At 64.2% G+C, this 17434-nt stretch carries 14 protein-coding genes; 9 read left to right on the top strand and 5 right to left on the bottom strand.

From position 1 onward, the window contains the following. Nucleotides 1-28: 28 nt before the first annotated feature. Nucleotides 29-1528, bottom strand: a complete 1500-nt coding sequence (gene araG, locus ACB039_RS03745) for an L-arabinose ABC transporter ATP-binding protein AraG (protein ID WP_371165166.1) — start codon at nt 1526-1528, stop codon at nt 29-31. A gap of 72 nt (nt 1529-1600) precedes the next feature. Then, entirely contained in the window at nt 1601-2584 is a 984-nt protein-coding gene (locus tag ACB039_RS03750) for an arabinose ABC transporter substrate-binding protein (RefSeq protein ID WP_043132148.1), read from the bottom strand. Nucleotides 2585-2945: 361 nt separating this feature from the next. Here ACB039_RS03750 and ACB039_RS03755 point away from each other — a divergent pair, with 361 nt between their 5' ends. Genes ACB039_RS03755 through araA form a run of 3 tightly spaced genes read left to right on the top strand, consistent with a single transcriptional unit; the run spans nt 2946 to nt 6845 of the window. Further along, nucleotides 2946-4637 carry a ribulokinase gene (locus ACB039_RS03755; RefSeq protein ID WP_371165167.1) on the top strand — a complete coding sequence of 564 codons (1692 nt, stop codon included), beginning with the start codon at nt 2946-2948 and terminating at the stop codon, nt 4635-4637. Beyond that, on the top strand, nt 4634-5332 hold the full coding sequence (locus ACB039_RS03760; protein ID WP_182310581.1) for an L-ribulose-5-phosphate 4-epimerase: 699 nt from the start codon (nt 4634-4636) through the stop codon (nt 5330-5332). Before ACB039_RS03755 ends, ACB039_RS03760 begins: the two co-directional genes overlap by 4 nt. A gap of 13 nt (nt 5333-5345) precedes the next feature. Next, entirely contained in the window at nt 5346-6845 is a 1500-nt protein-coding gene (araA, locus tag ACB039_RS03765) for an L-arabinose isomerase (RefSeq protein WP_317840981.1), read from the top strand. 106 nt (nt 6846-6951) lie between these two features. Here araA and ACB039_RS03770 read toward each other — a convergent pair whose 3' ends face one another. Next, nucleotides 6952-7842: a LysR family transcriptional regulator gene (locus ACB039_RS03770; protein WP_371165168.1), complete on the bottom strand. Its 891-nt coding sequence runs from the start codon at nt 7840-7842 to the stop codon at nt 6952-6954. Between the two features lie 114 nt (nt 7843-7956). Here ACB039_RS03770 and ACB039_RS03775 point away from each other — a divergent pair, with 114 nt between their 5' ends. From ACB039_RS03775 to ACB039_RS03785, 3 genes are read left to right on the top strand one after another with little or no spacing between them, the layout of a single operon-like run. Further along, nucleotides 7957-9108: a methionine aminotransferase gene (locus ACB039_RS03775; protein WP_043132160.1), complete on the top strand. Its 1152-nt coding sequence runs from the start codon at nt 7957-7959 to the stop codon at nt 9106-9108. Between the two features lie 8 nt (nt 9109-9116). Further along, nucleotides 9117-9932: a carbon-nitrogen hydrolase family protein gene (locus ACB039_RS03780; protein WP_371165169.1), complete on the top strand. Its 816-nt coding sequence runs from the start codon at nt 9117-9119 to the stop codon at nt 9930-9932. Between the two features lie 53 nt (nt 9933-9985). Beyond that, entirely contained in the window at nt 9986-10756 is a 771-nt protein-coding gene (locus ACB039_RS03785; protein WP_371165170.1) for an ABC transporter substrate-binding protein, read from the top strand. Between the two features lie 129 nt (nt 10757-10885). Here the strand turns inward: ACB039_RS03785 and ACB039_RS03790 are convergent, their stop codons facing one another. Next, entirely contained in the window at nt 10886-11614 is a 729-nt protein-coding gene (locus ACB039_RS03790) for an AcvB/VirJ family lysyl-phosphatidylglycerol hydrolase (protein WP_371165171.1), read from the bottom strand. Nucleotides 11615-11624: 10 nt separating this feature from the next. Then, the gene (mprF, locus tag ACB039_RS03795) at nt 11625-14180 is read right to left on the bottom strand and encodes a bifunctional lysylphosphatidylglycerol flippase/synthetase MprF (RefSeq protein ID WP_371165172.1); all 2556 of its coding nucleotides are present in this window, start codon (nt 14178-14180) and stop codon (nt 11625-11627) included. A gap of 237 nt (nt 14181-14417) precedes the next feature. Here mprF and ACB039_RS03800 point away from each other — a divergent pair, with 237 nt between their 5' ends. The 3 genes from ACB039_RS03800 to ACB039_RS03810 all read left to right on the top strand — a co-directional run bounded on the left by ACB039_RS03800 (nt 14418) and on the right by ACB039_RS03810 (nt 17403). After that, the gene (locus tag ACB039_RS03800) at nt 14418-15134 is read left to right on the top strand and encodes a metallophosphoesterase (RefSeq protein ID WP_182785638.1); all 717 of its coding nucleotides are present in this window, start codon (nt 14418-14420) and stop codon (nt 15132-15134) included. Between the two features lie 188 nt (nt 15135-15322). Continuing rightward, complete coding sequence (sbcB, locus tag ACB039_RS03805) at nt 15323-16750, top strand: exodeoxyribonuclease I (protein WP_182785639.1); 1428 nt, start codon at nt 15323-15325, stop codon at nt 16748-16750. Nucleotides 16751-16896: 146 nt separating this feature from the next. Next, a complete protein-coding gene (locus ACB039_RS03810) occupies nt 16897-17403 on the top strand; it encodes a hypothetical protein (protein ID WP_041205536.1) in 507 nt (168 codons plus the stop codon). Nucleotides 17404-17434 lie beyond the last annotated feature (31 nt).

Below are 17434 nucleotides of genomic sequence, written 5' to 3' on the forward strand. Positions count from 1 at the left end.
CGGGTGCTATCTCGTTGCGGTCAGCAGATCAACGGGCCGGCATGGCCAGATTGAGCGCCTTGACCTCGTTGGCCTCATCGTGGGAAAGCTCGCCGGCGATCTCCCCCTCCCGCATGACCATGATCCGGTCCGCGATGCCCAGCACTTCCGGCAGCTCGCTCGATACCACCACCACGGCGATACCCACCTTGGCCAGATCGTAAATCACGTTGTAAATCTCGTTTTTGGCACCGACGTCGATGCCGCGGGTCGGCTCGTCGAGCAAGATGACCTTCATGTCCTCGGAGAGCCAGCGCCCCAGAATGGCCTTCTGCTGGTTGCCGCCCGAGAGGTTCATGATGGTCTGATGGGGAGACGGGGTCTTGACCCGCATGTCGCGGATCCGCAGCCTCGCGTTCTCGTCCTCCCACTGCTGGTTGATCCAGAAGCCCCCCCACGCCTTGTGACGGCGGGCGCTGATGTTGATGTTTTCCTGCACCGAATGGATGGGGATGATGCCGAGCGCCTTGCGGTCTTCGGTACAGAGCATGATGCCGCAGCGAATGGCGTCGATGGGGCTGCCGATGACCACCGGCTTGCCGAACACGGCTATCTCGCCGGTGCGCATCTTGTCGGCGCCGAAGATGAGCTTCATCAGCTCGCTGCGCCCGGCCCCCACCAGCCCGAAGATGCCGAGGATCTCCCCGCGCTTGACCTCGAACGACACAGGCGCCTTGAGCCCCGGCCCCATCAGGTTCTCCACCTTGAGGCCCGATTCGCCGAGCGGCCTTGGGCTGTAGCCATAGATGTCGGTCAGCTCGCGCCCCACCATGGTCTTGACCAGCAGATCCCGGTCCACCTCGGCCATGGAGGCGAAGGTGCGCACGAACTGGCCATCCTTGAATACGGTGATGGCGTCGCACAGGGCGAAGATCTCGTCCATCCGGTGGGAGACGTAGAGAATGACCTTGCCCTCGCCCCGCAGCTGACGGATAACCCGAAACAGCTGCTCAATCTCGCGGGACGAGAGACTGCTGGTCGGCTCGTCGAAGGCGATGACGCTGGCGTCCCGGGTCAGCGCCTTGGCGATCTCCACCATCTGCCACTGCCCCAGCGACAGGTACTTGAGCGGCGTCTCGGGGGAGACGTCCATGCCAAGGCGCGCCAGCTGCCTGGCCGCATCCTGGTAGAGCTTCTCCCGATCGATGACCCCGCGCCGGGTCGGCAGCTGACCGAGGTAGATGTTCTCGGCCACCGTCATCTCGGGCACCAGGTGCAACTCCTGATAGATGATGGCGATCCCGCTCTCCAGCGCATCGACCGTGCTCTGAAAGACCCGCTCCTGGCCGGCCAGCTTCACCACTCCGGTGGTGGGCGACTGGAAGCCGCTCAGGATCTTGAGCAGGGTGGATTTGCCCGCGCCGTTTTCCCCCATCAGCGCGTGTACCGTGCCCTGCTGGCAGCAGAAGGAGACGTTCTTCAGCGCCTTGACGCCGGGAAACTCCTTGCTGATGCCGCAAAACTCCAGATAAGGAACTGACTGATTCATGTTTCACTCCAGCCGACCGGCATGGCGCACTCCGCCATGCCGGTCTCGGTATCAGGGTTTAGATGGCGTCAATCACAGACCTTTCTTCTGCAGCTCGACCTTGAAGTTGTCGCGGGTGATGAGCACCACGTCGGTCACCTCGGTGAACTTGGCAGGCTCTGCGCCGTTGACGACCCAGTCATGGAGCATCTGGATGCTCTTGTAACCGTGCACGTCCGGGCTTGGCAGCAGGGAGCCGAGGAAGCCGGTGGCGCTGGACTTGGAGAGCTCGTTCACCGCATCCACACCATTGATGCCGATGCCGATGACGTTCTCCGCCTTGAAGCCCTGTCCTTCGGTGGCGCGCACGCCGCCGAGCACTGTGTTGTCATTCATGCCGACGATGAGCCAGTTCTTCACCTCGGGATGCTGTACCAGCATGGAGTTGGCGGCATCCAGCGCCCCCGGAATGTCGTTGGCCTTGGTCGGCGAGCGGTAGATCTGCCCCTCGGGGAAACCGGCGCCCTTGAGCGCGCTCAAGGAGCCTTCGACCCGACGGCGGGCGGTGTCGAGCTCGTCGGCGGTGATGGCGAGCACCCCGGTCGCCTTCACGTCCCACTGGCGTTTTTGCATCTCCTTGTAGAGCTCCTGGCCCTGGCGTTCACCAATCTTGGTGGCGGCCATCATCACCAGCGGTACCTGCTCCATGGGCTGGCCCTTGGCGTTGACGAACTGGTCGTCCACCGTGATGACCTTCAGATCCATGCTGTTGGCCTTGGCCATGATGGCGGCCCCGAGCTTGGGATCAGGGGTACAGATGACGAAGCCCTTGGCGCCGTTGGCCGCCAGGCTGTCGATGGCATTGAGGGTCTTCTCGCCATCGGGGACGGCTATCTTGATCACCTCGAAGCCGAGATCCTTGCCCGCCTTGTCGGCGAAGTTCCATTCGGTCTGGAACCAGGGCTCCTCCGGCTGCTTGACCAGATAACCCAGCTTCAGCGCCTCGGCCGAGAAAGCAGAATTTGCCATACCAAGGGCAAACCCCATTGCGATCATGCTTTTAACGATTTTGTTCATGCGAGTGTCTCCAGGTGTTCTATCAATCCATGTATCCATGAAGCGCGGCCATCGGGTCCATTCCTCAAGCTGCCACATAAAAACATGTCCAAACATGACGTTATTGTTGTTGCTAGATGAGCGAACCAAGTTGTAATCGTTTTCACATGGAAAAATGGAGAGCAGGATCACGCCATGAAATTGCAGCCGTTTCGTCTATATAATTAGCAAAATTGTCACATGCCCAATTCTGGATGGCCGTCACCCTCTTGCAGCAACAGCGTTAAAATCCATATTTCCAGCAGCCAATGGCTAACCGCCCCTCCGGTCCATCTCCTATGGTTCCTCACCAGTCACCCCTCATTGATGGTCAGGAGCACTTATGTCTGAGCACCCCAGGTCCGAGCAGATCGCCATCGGACTCGATTTCGGCAGCGATTCGGTCAGGGCACTCGCCGTGCGCTGCCACGACGGCGCCGAGCTGGCAACCCAGGTCGTCTATTACCCGCGCTGGCAGGCCGGTCATTACTGCCAGCCGGTCACCAACCAGTTCCGCCACCACCCCCTCGACTATCTGGAGTCCATGGAGCAGGCGGTGGTGGCTGTGGTGAGTCAGCTCACCCCGAGTCAGCGCGCCGCCGTGCGCGGCATAGGGGTGGACAGCACCGGCTCCACGCCAGCCCCCATCGATGCCGAGGGGCGTGTGCTGGCCCTGCGCCCGGAGTTTGCCGACAACCCCAACGCCATGTTCGTGCTGTGGAAGGATCACACCGCCATCGAGGAGGCCGAGGCCATCACCGCCCTGTGCCACGGCGGCCAGTTCCCCGACTACAGCCGCTACATCGGCGGGGTCTACTCCTCCGAGTGGTTCTGGGCCAAGATACTGCACGTCTCCCGCAGTGATGCGGCGGTGCGCGCTGCTGCCTGCAACTGGGTCGAGCTGTGCGACTGGGTGCCCGCCATCCTGAGCGGCACCCAGGCCCCGGCCGACATCCGGCGCGGGCGCTGCTCCGCCGGCCACAAGTCCCTTTGGCACCCGAGCTGGGGCGGCCTGCCCCCCGCCGAGTTTCTCAACGCCCTGGATCCGCTGTTGACCCAGGATCTCGACTACCCGCTCTTTACCGACAGCTGGACCGCCGATCTGCCGGTCGGCACCCTGACCCCGGAGTGGGCGGAGCGGCTGCACCTCTCCTGCGAGGTGGTGATCGCCGGCGGCGCCTTTGACTGCCACATGGGGGCGGTGGGGGCCGGGGCTGGCAACAATGCCCTGGTGAAGGTGATAGGCACCTCCACCTGCGACATCCTGATCGCCGACGAGGCCACCATAGGCGATCGCGCCATTGCCGGGATCTGCGGCCAGGTGGACGGCAGCGTGGTGCCGGGCATGGTGGGGCTGGAGGCGGGACAATCGGCGTTCGGCGACATCTATGCCTGGTATCAGCGCCAACTCGGCTGGCCGCTGGAGAGCCTCGCCGCCCAGTATCCGGAGCTTCGCACCGCCATCGAGGCCCACAAGCGGGAACTGTTGCCAAGCCTCGCCGCCGCCTGGGAGCAGCAGCGCGATCTGGCCCACCTGCCGGTGGTACTCGACTGGTTCAATGGCCGCCGCACCCCATACGCCAACCAGCGCCTGCAGGGCACCCTCACGGGCATCAACCTCGGCACCGATGCGCCCGATCTGTTCGGCGCCCTGGTGGCCTCCACCGCCTTCGGGGCCCGCAGCATCATGGAGTGCATGACCAGTCAGCAGGTGCCGGTGGAGCAGGTGATCGCCCTTGGCGGCATCGCCCGCAAGTCGGCCACCGTGATGCAGACCTGCGCCGACGTGATGAATAGGCCCATCCAGGTGGTGGCCTCGGATCAGTGCTGCGCCCTGGGGGCGGCCATCTTTGCCGCCGTGGCGGCCGGTATCCACGCCGATGTGGCCAAGGCCCAGCGCCACATGGCGAGCGCCGTGGAGCGCACCCACCAGCCACACCCCGAGCGGGTCGCCGAATACGAGCGCCTCTACCAGCGCTACCTTGCCTGGGGCGCCGCCGCCGAGCCGCTCTACAACCGGGGGATACCGGCATGAACCTCCAGATGCTCAAGGAGCAGGTGCTCGTCGCCAACCTGGATCTGCCGCGCCACGGCCTGGTGACCTTTACCTGGGGCAACGTGAGCGGCATAGACCGGGAACAAGGTCTGGTGGTCATCAAACCAAGCGGCGTCAGCTACGAGCGGATGCGGGTCGAGGACATGGTGGTGCTGGATCTGGCGGGCAAGCAGGTGGAGGGCGCCTTGCGCCCCTCCTCCGACACTGCCACCCACCTGGTGCTCTATCGCACCTATCCGGAGCTTGGCGGCGTGGTGCACACCCACTCCACCCATGCCACCGCCTGGGCCCAGGCGGGGCGCGCCATCCCGATCTTCGGTACCACCCAGGCCGACTACTTTCACGGCGAGATCCCCTGCTCGCGCCTGCTCACTCCGGGCGAGGTCGAGGAGGATTACGAGGGGCTGACCGGCCACCTCATCGTCGAGACCCTTAAGCAGACCCCCATCCTCACCATGCCGGGGGTGCTGGTGGCCAACCACGGTCCCTTCAGCTGGGGCAAGAGTGCCGAAGACGCGGTACACAACGCCGTGGTGCTGGAAGAGGTGGCCCGCATGGCCTGGCTCACCGGCCAGATCAACCCCGCGGCCCACCCACTGCCCGATTACCTGCTGGAGAAGCACTACCAGCGCAAACATGGCAAACACGCCTATTACGGCCAGACAAAAGCATAATGAGGACACCAAGATGGAATTGATGAAACAGCTGGAAGTGTGGTTCCTGGTCGGCAGCCAGCACCTGTATGGCGCCGCCACCCTGAAGCAGGTGGCCGATCACGCCCACACCATCACCAGCCAGCTCAACGAGCACGCCGGCCTGCCGGTCAAGATAGTGCTCAAGCCCACCGGCACCACCCTCGACGAGATAAGCGCGGTAGCCCGCGATGCCAATCACGACCAGCGCTGCATCGGGCTCATGGTGTGGATGCACACCTTCTCCCCCGCCAAGATGTGGATCCCGGCACTCAGCCAGTTGCAAAAGCCCCTGCTGCAGTTCCACACCCAGTTCAACCGGGATCTGCCGTGGAGCGAGATCGACATGGACTTCATGAACCTGAACCAGACCGCCCACGGCGGCCGTGAGTTCGGCTTCATGGGGGCCCGACTGCGGTTGCCGCGCACCGTGGTGGTCGGTCATTGGCAGGATGAGGAGGCCCACCGCAAGCTGGGCAACTGGATGCGCATCGCCGCCGCCATTCACGACAGCCACCACCTCAAGATCGCCCGCTTTGGCGACAACATGCGCAACGTGGCGGTCACCGAAGGTGACAAGATTGAGGCCCAGATCCAGTTCGGCTATCAGGTGAACTACCACCCGGTCGGCGATCTGGTCAAGGTCATCGACGCCGTGTCCGACAGCGACATCGAGGCGCTGCTGGCCGAATACGAAGAGAGCTACACCCTGACCGAGGCGGTGCAGGCGGGCGGGGAGCTTCGCACCTCCCTCTATGAGGCGGCGCGCCAGGAGCTGGGGATGAAGAAATTCCTCACCGACGGCGGCTTTGGCGCCTTCACCACCACCTTTGAAGACCTTCACGGCCTGCACCAGCTGCCGGGGCTCGCCTGCCAGCGCCTGATGGAGCAAGGCTTCGGCTTCGGGGCGGAAGGGGACTGGAAGACCGCGGCCCTGCTGCGCACCCTGAAAGTGATGGGCGCGGGCCTGCCGGGGGGCGCCTCCTTCATGGAGGACTACACCTACCACATGGAGGCGGGCAACAACCTGGTGCTGGGGGCTCACATGCTGGAGGTCTGCCCCTCCATCGCTGCGGGCAAACCCGTGCTGGACGCCCAGCATCTGGGGATAGGCAAGAAGGCCGATCCGGCACGCCTGCTGTTCGCGGCCCCCGCCGGCAAGGCGGTCAACGCCAGCCTCATCGACATGGGCAACCGCTTCAGGCTGGTGGTCAATCAGCTCGAGGTGGTAGACCTGCCAGAGGCCATGCCCAAGCTGCCCGTCGCAAGCGCCCTGTGGAACCCCATGCCGGATCTGCAAACCAGCGCCGAGGCCTGGATCCTGGCCGGGGCCGCCCACCACTCGGTGTTCACCCAATCGGTGGATATCGAGCAGCTGCGCACCTTCGCCGACATCATGGGCATCGAGTGCGTGGTGATCGACGAGCACACCCGCATTCCCGCCCTCAAGGAGCAGCTGCGCTGGAACGAGGTCTACTACAAGATCTGCCACTGACCCCTTAATCGGCCAGCAGCCATCACCATGACAACAGCCCCGCTCGCGGGGCTGTTTCTTTTAGGGGCAGACTGATATCACTCAGTCAGGGAGACACTGACAACAATCAGTGTTGGTCGCGGCTCTCCAGCAACCAGTGATAGGTGCGGGCCACGCCCTGACGCTGGCTGTCGGGGCGGGCGATCAGGGCGTATTCGTGATCCGTCTCCAGCACGGGGGCGAAGGGAGCGACCAGGGCGCCGCTCTCCAGCTCCTCGGCCACTATGGTGGGATCCCCGAGAGAGAGGCCAAACCCCTGCAGCGCGGCGTTCATCGCCAAGTCCAGGGTATCGAACAGTTGCCCCCCCTGGGGCTGCCAGGGAATGCCGAGGAAGGCGGCAAACCAGTTGCGCCAGTCCCGCCGATCGGCGCTGGCATGGATGAGTGGCAGCAGGGGCAACTCGTTCAGGTCGCGCTCGAACAGACGATGCTTGGCGGCAAACGCCGGTGCGCAGACCGGGGTCAGCCGCTCTTGAAACAGGGGCTGGCTGTGGGGATAGCGCCCCAGGCAGGGCTGATAGACGATGGCGAGATCGAAGGGTTCCCGGGAAAAGTCGATGCCGTGGCTGTGGCTGCCGCGCACCTCCACCGCCTCCCCTTCGAACGCCTGCAACCGTCGCAGCAGCCAGCGGCTGGCGCAGGAGGGCACCTTGATGCTGATGGCCTGCTCGTGGGGCAGGGTCTGCAGGGCACTGAGCCCTTCCCCCATGCGGGCAAGCCCCTCGCGAACGAAGGGCAGCAGCCGCTCGGCGGCCGGGGTCAAGGTGAGGCAGCGGGTGCCGCGCACGAACAGCAGATGGCCGAGGCGCGCCTCCAGCTGGGCGATCTGCTTGCTCACCGCCCCCTGGCTCACGCACAGCTCGTCGGCGGCCAGGGTGAAACTCAGATGGCGGGCAGAACACTCGAATACCTGCAAGCCATACAGGGGCAACTGGCTGCGGGGTTGGGTGGACAACATACAAGCCTCCATGCTTGAGAAAAACTCATGCATAACATGCCGAATAATCCGTTGTCCGGCAACCCTTGCGGGGGCTAAAAAGGGACCTCTTTAACACACTCAGGTGACGGCGCCATGTCTTCCCCCCGCATTGTCAGCAAACTGCCCCAGGTGGGCACCACCATCTTCAGCGTGATCGGGGATCTGGCCGCCCGCCATCCCAGCATCAACCTCTCCCAGGGGGCACCGAGCTTCCCCTGCGATCCCGAGCTCATCCGGGTGACCCACGAGGCCATGCTGGCGGGGGAGAACCAGTATGCCCCCATGACGGGGCTGCCCGCCCTGCGCGAACAGCTGGCGGCCAAGATAGCGACCAGCTACGGCCACCACTATGACGCCGGTGAGGAGATCACCATCACCGCCAGCGCCAGCGAGGCCCTGTTCTGCGCCATCACCGCTCTGGTGCACCCGGGGGACGAGGTGATCATGTTCGAGCCGGCGTTTGACAGCTACCGCCCCATGATCCAGCTGCAGGATGCCACCCCTGTGGTGATCGCCCTCAAGGCGCCGGACTTTGCCATCCCCTGGGAGGAAGTGGCCGCCCGCATCACACCGCGCACCCGCATGATAGTGCTCAACACCCCCCACAACCCCACCGGCACCGTCTGGCAGGCGGGGGATCAGGAGCACCTCGCCCGCCTGGTGCGCGGCACCGACATCCTCATTCTCTCGGACGAGGTGTACGAGCACGTGGTATTCGACGGCGCGCTGCACCAGAGCGTCATCCGCTATCCGGAGCTGGTGGAGCGCTCCGTCGCCGTCTTCTCCTTCGGCAAGACCTTCCACGTCACCGGCTGGCGGGTGGGTTACTGCGTGGCCCCCCGCCCCCTGATGGAGGAGATCCGCAAGGTGCACCAGTTCGCCATGTTCGCCGCCGACACCCCCATGCAGTACGGCTTCGCCCACCTGTTGCAGCAACCGGCCCACTATCAGGGGCTGGCGGCCTTCTACCAGCGCAAGCGCGACCTGCTGACCTCGGCCCTGGCGGATTCGCGCCTGACCCTGCTCCCCTCGGCGGGCAGCTTCTTCATGCTGGCGAGCTACGAGCGGGTAAGCGACGAGCCCGACAGCCTGTTCGTGCAGCGGCTCATCCGCGATCACGGGGTCGCCACCATTCCGGTCTCCGCCTTCTATCACGACGGCACGGATCAGCGGGTCATCCGTCTCTCCTTCTCCAAGGATGACGACACCCTGCTGGCGGGCGCCGAGCGCCTGTGCGGCGTCTAGGAGGCACCATGGATTCAGTGCGCGTTGCCGTCCTGCAGATGGTCTCCGGGGATGATCTCGATCACAACCTGACCCAGGCCGAGGCACTGCTGCGTCAGGCGGCGGCCGAGGGGGCCGAGCTGGTCCTGCTGCCCGAATACTTCTACCTGATGCCGGTCGACGAGCGGGCGCGGGTGGCCCTGGCCGCCCCGGTGGAGGATCACCCCCTGCTGACCTGGGCCCGGAAGCTGGCCCGGGAGCTCGGAGTCTGGCTGCTGGCGGGCACCCTGCCCCTTGAAAGCGACGAGCCAGGCAAGATGCACAACAGCAGCCTGCTCATCGACCCGCAAGGGGAGCTCGCGAGCCGCTACGACAAGCTGCACCTGTTTGGCTTTTGCACCGGGCAGGAGCAGTATGACGAGGCCGCGACCATGAGCCCGGGCCGGGAGGTGGTGAGCCATCCCCTGCCCTGGGGGCTGCTGCGCCTCGGGATCTGCTACGACCTGCGCTTCCCGGAGCTGTTTCGCCTGGACCCTGCCCCCGATTTCATCGCCCTGCCCGCGGCCTTCACCCACACCACAGGGCTCGCGCACTGGGAGCTGCTGCTGCGGGCCCGGGCGGTGGAAAACCTGGCCTTCGTGTTCGCCAGCGCCCAGGGGGGGCACCACCCCGGTGGGCGCCGCACCTTCGGCCACAGCATGATCATCGATCCCTGGGGCCGGGTACTGGCCCAGGTAGAAGAGGGTCAGGGCATGGCCATCGCCACCCTGGATCTGGCGGCCCAGCGCAGGGTGCGCAGCCAGTTGCCGGCCCTCACCCATCGCAAGATAGCCGTCGGCCCTTGAGGCCGGCACCCTTTAGCACTCTAGGAATGACATCACACTTCAAGGGACTGACCATGAAACTCAACACCGCAATGATGCTGCTGGCCCTGGCCACCGCGGGCCAGGCCGCCGCCAAACCTCTGGTGATCGCCACCGACGCCACCTATCCCCCCTTCGAAATGGTCGACAGCAGCGGCAAGCTAGGCGGCTTCGAGGTCGATCTCGCCTATGCCCTGTGTGCGGCCATGAAGACCGAGTGCGAGGTGATCAACCAGCCCTGGGATGCCCTGCTGCCCGGCCTGCAGGTACGCAAGTACGACGCCATCATGTCCTCCATGAACATCACGGACGAGCGGCGCCAGAAGGTCGCCTTCAGCCAGGTCTATTACATGATGCAGAACCGCTTCGTGGGGCGCAGCGACAAGGCGGGCGACTTTGCCGACACCCCTGAGCACTTCAAGGGCAAGGTGATCGCGGTGCAGGAGGGCACCCCCCAGGACAACTTCATCACCGCCCGCTACGGTGACGTGGCCAAGATCAAGCGCTATGTCAACGCCCAGTCTCCCATGCTGGATCTGCAGTCCAGCCGCGCCGATTACACCTTCGGCAACATGGTGCAGTTGAAGGTGGGCTTCCTCGACAAGGAGATGGGCAAGCAGTTCGCCTTCGTCGGCCCCCAGTTCAACGGCACTCAGGACAAGATCCTGGGAGAAGGGGTGGCGGTGGCCCTGCGCAAGAAGGATGACAAGCTCAAGAGCCAGTTCGATGCTGCCATCGAGAGCGTCAAGGCCGATGGCACCTTCGATCAACTACTCAAGAAGTATCAGCTGGAAGACCTGCTCTAAGGCCGGGTGACTCGCCATCAAAAGCCTTATCACAGAATAAAAAAACGCCAGTCAATTGACTGGCGTTTTTTTATTCTATTGACAGCTGAATGATTCTCTCAGTCAGCCTCCCCTGGCGGGCAAGGCAGCTCAGTGATCCTGCTCCTCCCCCGTCCAGGGCAGCCGATCGGCGATGCTCCGGTACAGCACTCCGTAGTCGTCGTCGAAGTGGTGGGATCCCGGCAGGGTCACTGTGGTGACATTCGGCTGCTGCAGGTGCGGGCAGAGTTTGACCGGGGAGTCGTCATCCGCCCCCTGCACGCAGAGCAGCGGCAGGCTCTTGATGGCCTTGACCTCCGGCAGGGTGGGATAGCTGCCCGCCTTGTCGTGTACCACCATGTCGCTGACGTGGATCTCAAAATCCGACGCGGTCGAGGGAGAGAGCATCACGGCGCCCACCAGGCTGTTGCGATAGGCCGGCGGCAGGCGATTGATGACAAAGGGCACTATCTCGGCGCCAAAGGAGAAGCCCACCAGCAGCCAGCGCTGGCGCCCCCAGCGGGACTGGTACTCGGTGAGGATGCGCACCAGATCCGCGGTCGCCTGATCCGGCGTCTTCTTCTTCCAGTAATAGGAGAGCGAGCTCCAGCCCACCACCGGCATGCCGTGGCGCTGCAACTCGGCGCTGAGCCCCTTGTCCAGTGCGGCCCAACCGCCATCCCCGCTCATAAACACCACCATGGGGGCGGGAGAAGCTTGCGCCACCGGCAACTCCACCAGCCCCAGATCCGCGCCGACCCGGCTTGGCTGGGCGGCGACCGCCGGCAGGGTGAACGAAGAGACGAGACAGCAAATCAACAGCAACAACATGGCTCTCATGGGCCAACTCCTATTTCTTCATGAGCCCGAAGGGGCCGCGACTGATAAGGGAGACGAGGTGAGTCAGGGTGCGGGGCAGCACCAGATGACCGGTACAGAGCAGGTAGCGGGGCTCCCACCTTGGGCCGAACTTCTCCTTGTAACGCCGCAATCCCTGGAAGTTGTAAAAGCGGCTGCCCCGGGTGAACAGGGTGCTGCCAAGGCGGGCCCAGTAACCGCCGAGGGGGTTGTCGTTGAACCCCGACATGGGGGCCATCCCCAGGTTGAAGCTGGCATAGCCCTCCTGTTTGCCCCACAGCAGGAGCTCGACGAACAGGAAGTCCATGACGGGGGCCGCCCCCGTGTCCAGGCTGTAGCGCATCAGATCGATGGAGAGGCTCTCCTTGTTGTCGCTGATCCAGAGGTTGGCAAACCCGACGATCTGCCCCTCGCGCCGCACCAGCGCCATCGGGTTGAGGGTGAGGTAGGCTGGCTCGAAACTGCCCACGGAGAAGCCCTTCTCCTTGCCCTGCTTGCTGTGCAGCCAGCTGTCGGAGATCCCCTTCAACTCGGGCAGCAGGGCGGCAATCTCACTTGCGGCCACCACCTCGAAGCGCAGCCCTTCCCGCTTGCCCTTGGCGTGGCTCTGGCGCAGGTTGCGCAGGCGGCTGCCGGCGAGATCGAAGCCGTGCAGATCCACGATGGCCTCCTCCCCCAGCTTGAAGGGGATGAGCCCGAGATCCAGGTAGACAGGCAGATAGCGGGCAGACACCTGGTAGAAGACCGGGCTGACGTCGTGCTCGTCACAGCGCTCGCGAAACTGCCAGAGCAGCTCCTCCACGAGGGTGGGCTGGCCGACGGGATCCCCCATCACTATCCAGCTGCTGCCTTCTGCCCCGTACATCAGGAAGGCCTCGCCGCTTGGGTGGAACAGCAGGGATTTGTCCCCGAGCTGGGCCAGGTAGCCGTGGCCTCCCCCTGTCCGCATCACCAGCCCATGGGCACGGGAGAGCGCCTCTGCATCCGGCTTGTCGGTGGCGAGGCGCAAGGGGGCCAGCAGATGGGCTACCCCCACCACCGCCAGCACGCCGATGACGCTCCCCATGGCACGCAGGGCGCGGGAAGCCGCCCCGGGCCCGTGGGCCGAGACGTGCAGCCAGAGGGAGGGGTCATACTCCACCTGCCGATAGGAAAAGAGCAGCAACCACAAGGCTCCCAGCAGTACGGCCCCCACCGACATCAGCCAGGAGGGGGTGAACCGGGCGTGGAGCAGGGAGCCCTTGCGATAAAAGAGCGGGCGGCAGGGGGTGATGACGAGCAAGAAGCCCCCGAGCAGCAGGGCAGACTCCCAGTCAAACCCCTTGAACAGGGAGAACAGCATGCCGAGCCCCAGCAGCCACTGGGTGATCCTGAAAGCCCCGTCATGACGGCGATAGAGGCTGTGGGCCAGCAACAGCAGCAGCACGCCGCTGACGCTGCCGAGCACATGGGAGAGCTCCAGCAGGTGCAGGGGCAGCACCTGCAGGAAGGCCTCGATCCGCACCCTCATGGTGGGGATCATCCCGGAGCAGAGCAGCAGAGTACCCGCCGCGAAGGTGCCCATGCTCACCAGGGCGGGCACGAACTCCCGGGTCGCCATCATCATCCCCTGCAGCCGGTGCAGGCGGGCCCGCTGTTGCAGCAGCTCCTGACCTGCGAACAACAGGAGCGCACAGAGGAAGGGCAGGAAGTAGTAGGCGCAGCGGTAGATCAGCAGGGAGGCGAGCAGCTTGTCCACCGGCAGATAGTGGGTGAGCAGCAGGCTCATGCTCGCCTCGAAGACCCCGATGCCCCCCGGCACATGGGCCAGCACCCCGAGCAGGCTCGAGAGCACGAAGGCACTGAGCAGCACCGGATAGGGCACGCTGCCCGATGGCAGCAGCACATAGAGCACGGCGGCGGCAGCCATCCAGTCGAGCAGGGCGATGAGCAGTTGCAACAGGCGGTATCTGATGCGCGGCAGGAGCAGCAGGTGCCCGCGCCAGACCAGGGCCGCCCCCGGCCAAAATAGATAAACCAGCACCGTCAGCAGGGCCAGGGCACCCGCCAGTTGTAGCAGACCGGTCGCCCAGCACGGCCAGTGTGCCAGCAGGGCAGCCCCCTGCCCCAGCAACAGGGCGCTGCCACCCCAGCCCAGCAGACCGAGGAAGAAGGTGATGGAGCAGAAGAGGATCACCCTGGCCACCTCTCCGGTGCCAAGCCCCAGGGAGTAGTAGAGCCGGTAGCGTACCGACGAGCCGGTGAGCAGCGCAAAGCCCAGGGTGTTGGAGAAGGTGTAGGCGATGAAGGAGGTCATCCCCACCTGCTGCAAGGGCAGTCGCTTGTCCAGCACCTTCAGGGCCAGCAGATCGTAACAACAGAGGCAGCCATAGCTGAGCAGGGTGAGCAGCAGGGCGGCCCCCAGCTGCGGCAAGGTTTGAGACCAGATGGCCAGGCGGATGTCGTGCCAGTGCCACAGGTGGGTCAAATGATAGAGGACGGTCAAGGCCGCCCCCAGCAGCAGCAGGCTGCACAGGGGGCCAATCCAGATCAACAGCTGACGCCGCATTCAAGATTCCTGTCAAAAAGCGAGATGACGACGCTGCCATGGGACGGCGAACAAGGCCTCCGTGGCACCTGCACATGAAAGGGCAAGGCGGGAAGAGCTCGCCACTGAGCCCCCTTTTCATGCATGCTGTCATATGATTTACCAGCCCCTGCTAGGCCGCCATCTTTCTTCTGTAACCTTATGTACGGCCAGACAAAAGCGAACAAGCCGCCCGTCGGCACGGGCAAGGAGACCGACATGAACCCGTCCCCGCTGATCAGACGCTTCTCCCGCAATCCTCTGGGGCGGGATCTCGCCGTCGGCGATATCCACGGCTACTTTTCGCTGCTGCAAGGGGCGCTGGAGCAGGCGGGATTCGACCCCGCTCGGGATCGCCTCTTCTCCGTGGGGGATCTGACGGATCGCGGCCCCGACTGCACAGCCGCGCTCGAGTGGCTGGCCAAGCCCTGGTTTCACCCGGTCTGTGGCAATCACGATGACTACGTCTGCCGCTACGAGAGCTGCGATAGGGAGAACTGGATCCAGAACGGCGGCGGCTGGTTTCAGCAGCTGACCCCGGACGAGCAGGGGGCGTTCGCCGCCCACTACCGCACTCTGCCTATCGCCATCGAGGTGGCCACTCCGGCCGGCCCGGTCGGGCTGCTCCACGCCGATTGCCCCTTTTCTTCCTGGCAGGGGCTGCTGGACCAACTGGATGCGGGGGTAAGCGGCGGTAGGCTTCGCGCCATCAAGAACGTCTGCCTCTGGTCAAGGCGCCGCATCGAGCGGCTGGATGAGAGCGGTGTCGAGGATCTCGTCGCCCTGGTGGTGGGCCACACCCCGGTGGGCCGCCCGGCCCGCCTTGGCAACGTCTACTACATAGACACCGGCGGCTGGTATCCCGACGAAGGCGGCTTCTTCACCCTGCTGGATCTGCACACCCTGATGCCCCTGCCCCCGGGTACGGTCCGATAAGCCCCCATCCAGCCGCAATCCTGTACAGCCCCCTGAGCCGCCCCCTTTGAGCGTTTAATAAACCGGCAGCCAGGGCGCCCGGGCTTCGCTCTGCCTGCGCTATGGTTTACCATGCTGGCAACTGCGGTGCATGGCACCGCCCACCCAGGCGCCATGGCGCCGCCATCGGACACCTCACCTCGAGCAACATGAGCAAAACAGCACAGCCCGGCAGCGAGCCCACCTTCTACTTCCACGATTACGAGACCTTCGGCATCAGCCCCGCCAGGGACAGGCCGTCGCAGTTTGCGGGCATTCGCACCGACACCGACTTCAACATCATCGGCGAGCCATTAGTTGTCTATTGCAAGCCGCCCGCGGATTACCTGCCGGAGCCGGAGGCGTGCCTGATTACCGGCATCACGCCACAAAAGGCGATGAAGGACGGGCTCTGCGAGGCGGACTTCATTCGCCAGATCCACGAGCAGTTCGCCACCCCGAACACCTGCGTGCTGGGCTACAACAGCATCCGCTTCGATGACGAGGTGACCCGCTACACCCTCTATCGCAACTTCTACGACCCCTATGCCTACAGCTGGCAAAACGGCAACTCCCGCTGGGACATCCTCGACATGCTGCGGGCCTGCTATGCCCTGCGTCCGGAGGGGATAGAGTGGGCCCAGGACGACGAGGGCAAGCCGAGCTTTCGGCTTGAGAAGCTGACGGTGGCCAACGGCGTGGCCCACGCCAACGCCCACGATGCGCTCTCGGACGTCTTGGCCACCATAGAGATGGCCAAACTGGTGAAAAAAGCCCAGCCCAAGCTGTTTGACTACCTGTTTGCCCTGCGCAACAAGAACAAGGTGAAGGCGCTGATCGACGTGGTGAGCATGAAGCCCCTGGTGCACGTCTCCGGCATGTTCTCCCCCTGGCAGGGGTGCGCAAGCTGGGTCTCGCCACTCGCCTGGCACCCCAGCAACCAGAATGCGGTGATCATGGTGGACTTGACCCGCGACCCCACCCCGCTCATCGAGCTCACGAGCGAGGAGATCCGCGAGCGCCTCTATACCAAAAAAGAGGATCTGGGAGATCTCGCGGCCATTCCGGTGAAACTGGTGCACATCAACAAGTGCCCGGTGCTGGCGCCGGCCGCCACCCTGACCCCGGAGCGGGCCGACCAGCTTGGCATAGACCGGGAGCAGTGTCGCAAGAGCCTGGATCTGCTGCGAGCCCATCCCGAGGTGCGGGAGAAACTGGTGGAGGTGTTCAATCAGGAGTTTGCCGGCAGCAATGACAGCGATCCCGATACCCAGCTCTACGCCGGTTTCTTCGGTCACGGCGACAAGTCCACCATGGATCTGGTGCGCGCCACCCCGGCGGATCTGCTGGGGGAGCGGGAGTTTGCCTTCAGTGATCCGCGCCTGCCGGAAATGCTGTTCCGCTACCGCGCCCGCAACTGGCCCCACACCTTGAGCGAAGCGGAGCAGAAGCGCTGGCGCCTGCACTGCAGCGACTACTTCAGCCGCCGTCTGCCGGACTATGTGCCCCGTCTCGAGGCGCTGGCGGAGCAGAATCAGAGTAACGAACGGAACTTTGCGATCCTGAAGAGTCTCTATCGCTACCTGGAAGATCTATGAGATGTGAGGCGTTTCACACTTAAAACCCGGTAAGCTCCCCGCGTCCGCGACATAATGAGCAGGGGAGCCAAGCTCCTGATAGTTTGATAATTACATGCGCTGCCGGCATGGATGCCGCGCCTCGACTGTTGGGGATCTCTCGTTTTATGCGTTCAGCACTGTCTGCTCTCACCCTTGTCGCCTGTGCCTTGCTGCCCCAGACCACCCTGGCCGGGGTGCGTTTTGAAGTGCCGGACTATCTGCTGCGTCTGCCGGAGCAGACCTATCAGCTCATCGAGCGCAACTTCAGCACCCTCTATCAGCAGACCGACTTCACCCCCCAGATCACCAACAGCTATTTCAACCACTCGGACCTCTATCGCTTCGCCGGTATTCCCTTGGCCATCACGCCGCAGAACGGCTTCCAGATGGAGATCTTCGGCCAGCTCTACAACAAATCGTCCCAGATCTATGCCCAGATGAGCCAGGATCTCTCCCTCTATCGCACCCTGCGGGTCGACATGATGGGTGATCAGAGCGACGAGGTCGCCATCGGCATGGGGCTCGGCATTCCCCTCAGCGCCCGCCTGACCCTAAAGGCGCTCGCCTCCAGCAACGAGATCCCGGGTTATGGCTCCGCCAACTACGCCATCGGGATGGAGTGGCACTTCTAGGGGTCAACCCCACCCGATAGAAAGGCTCCCG

It is taken from the genome of Aeromonas sp. S2(2024) (genome assembly GCF_041402505.1).
In the GTDB taxonomy this organism is placed as follows: domain Bacteria; phylum Pseudomonadota; class Gammaproteobacteria; order Enterobacterales; family Aeromonadaceae; genus Aeromonas; species Aeromonas media.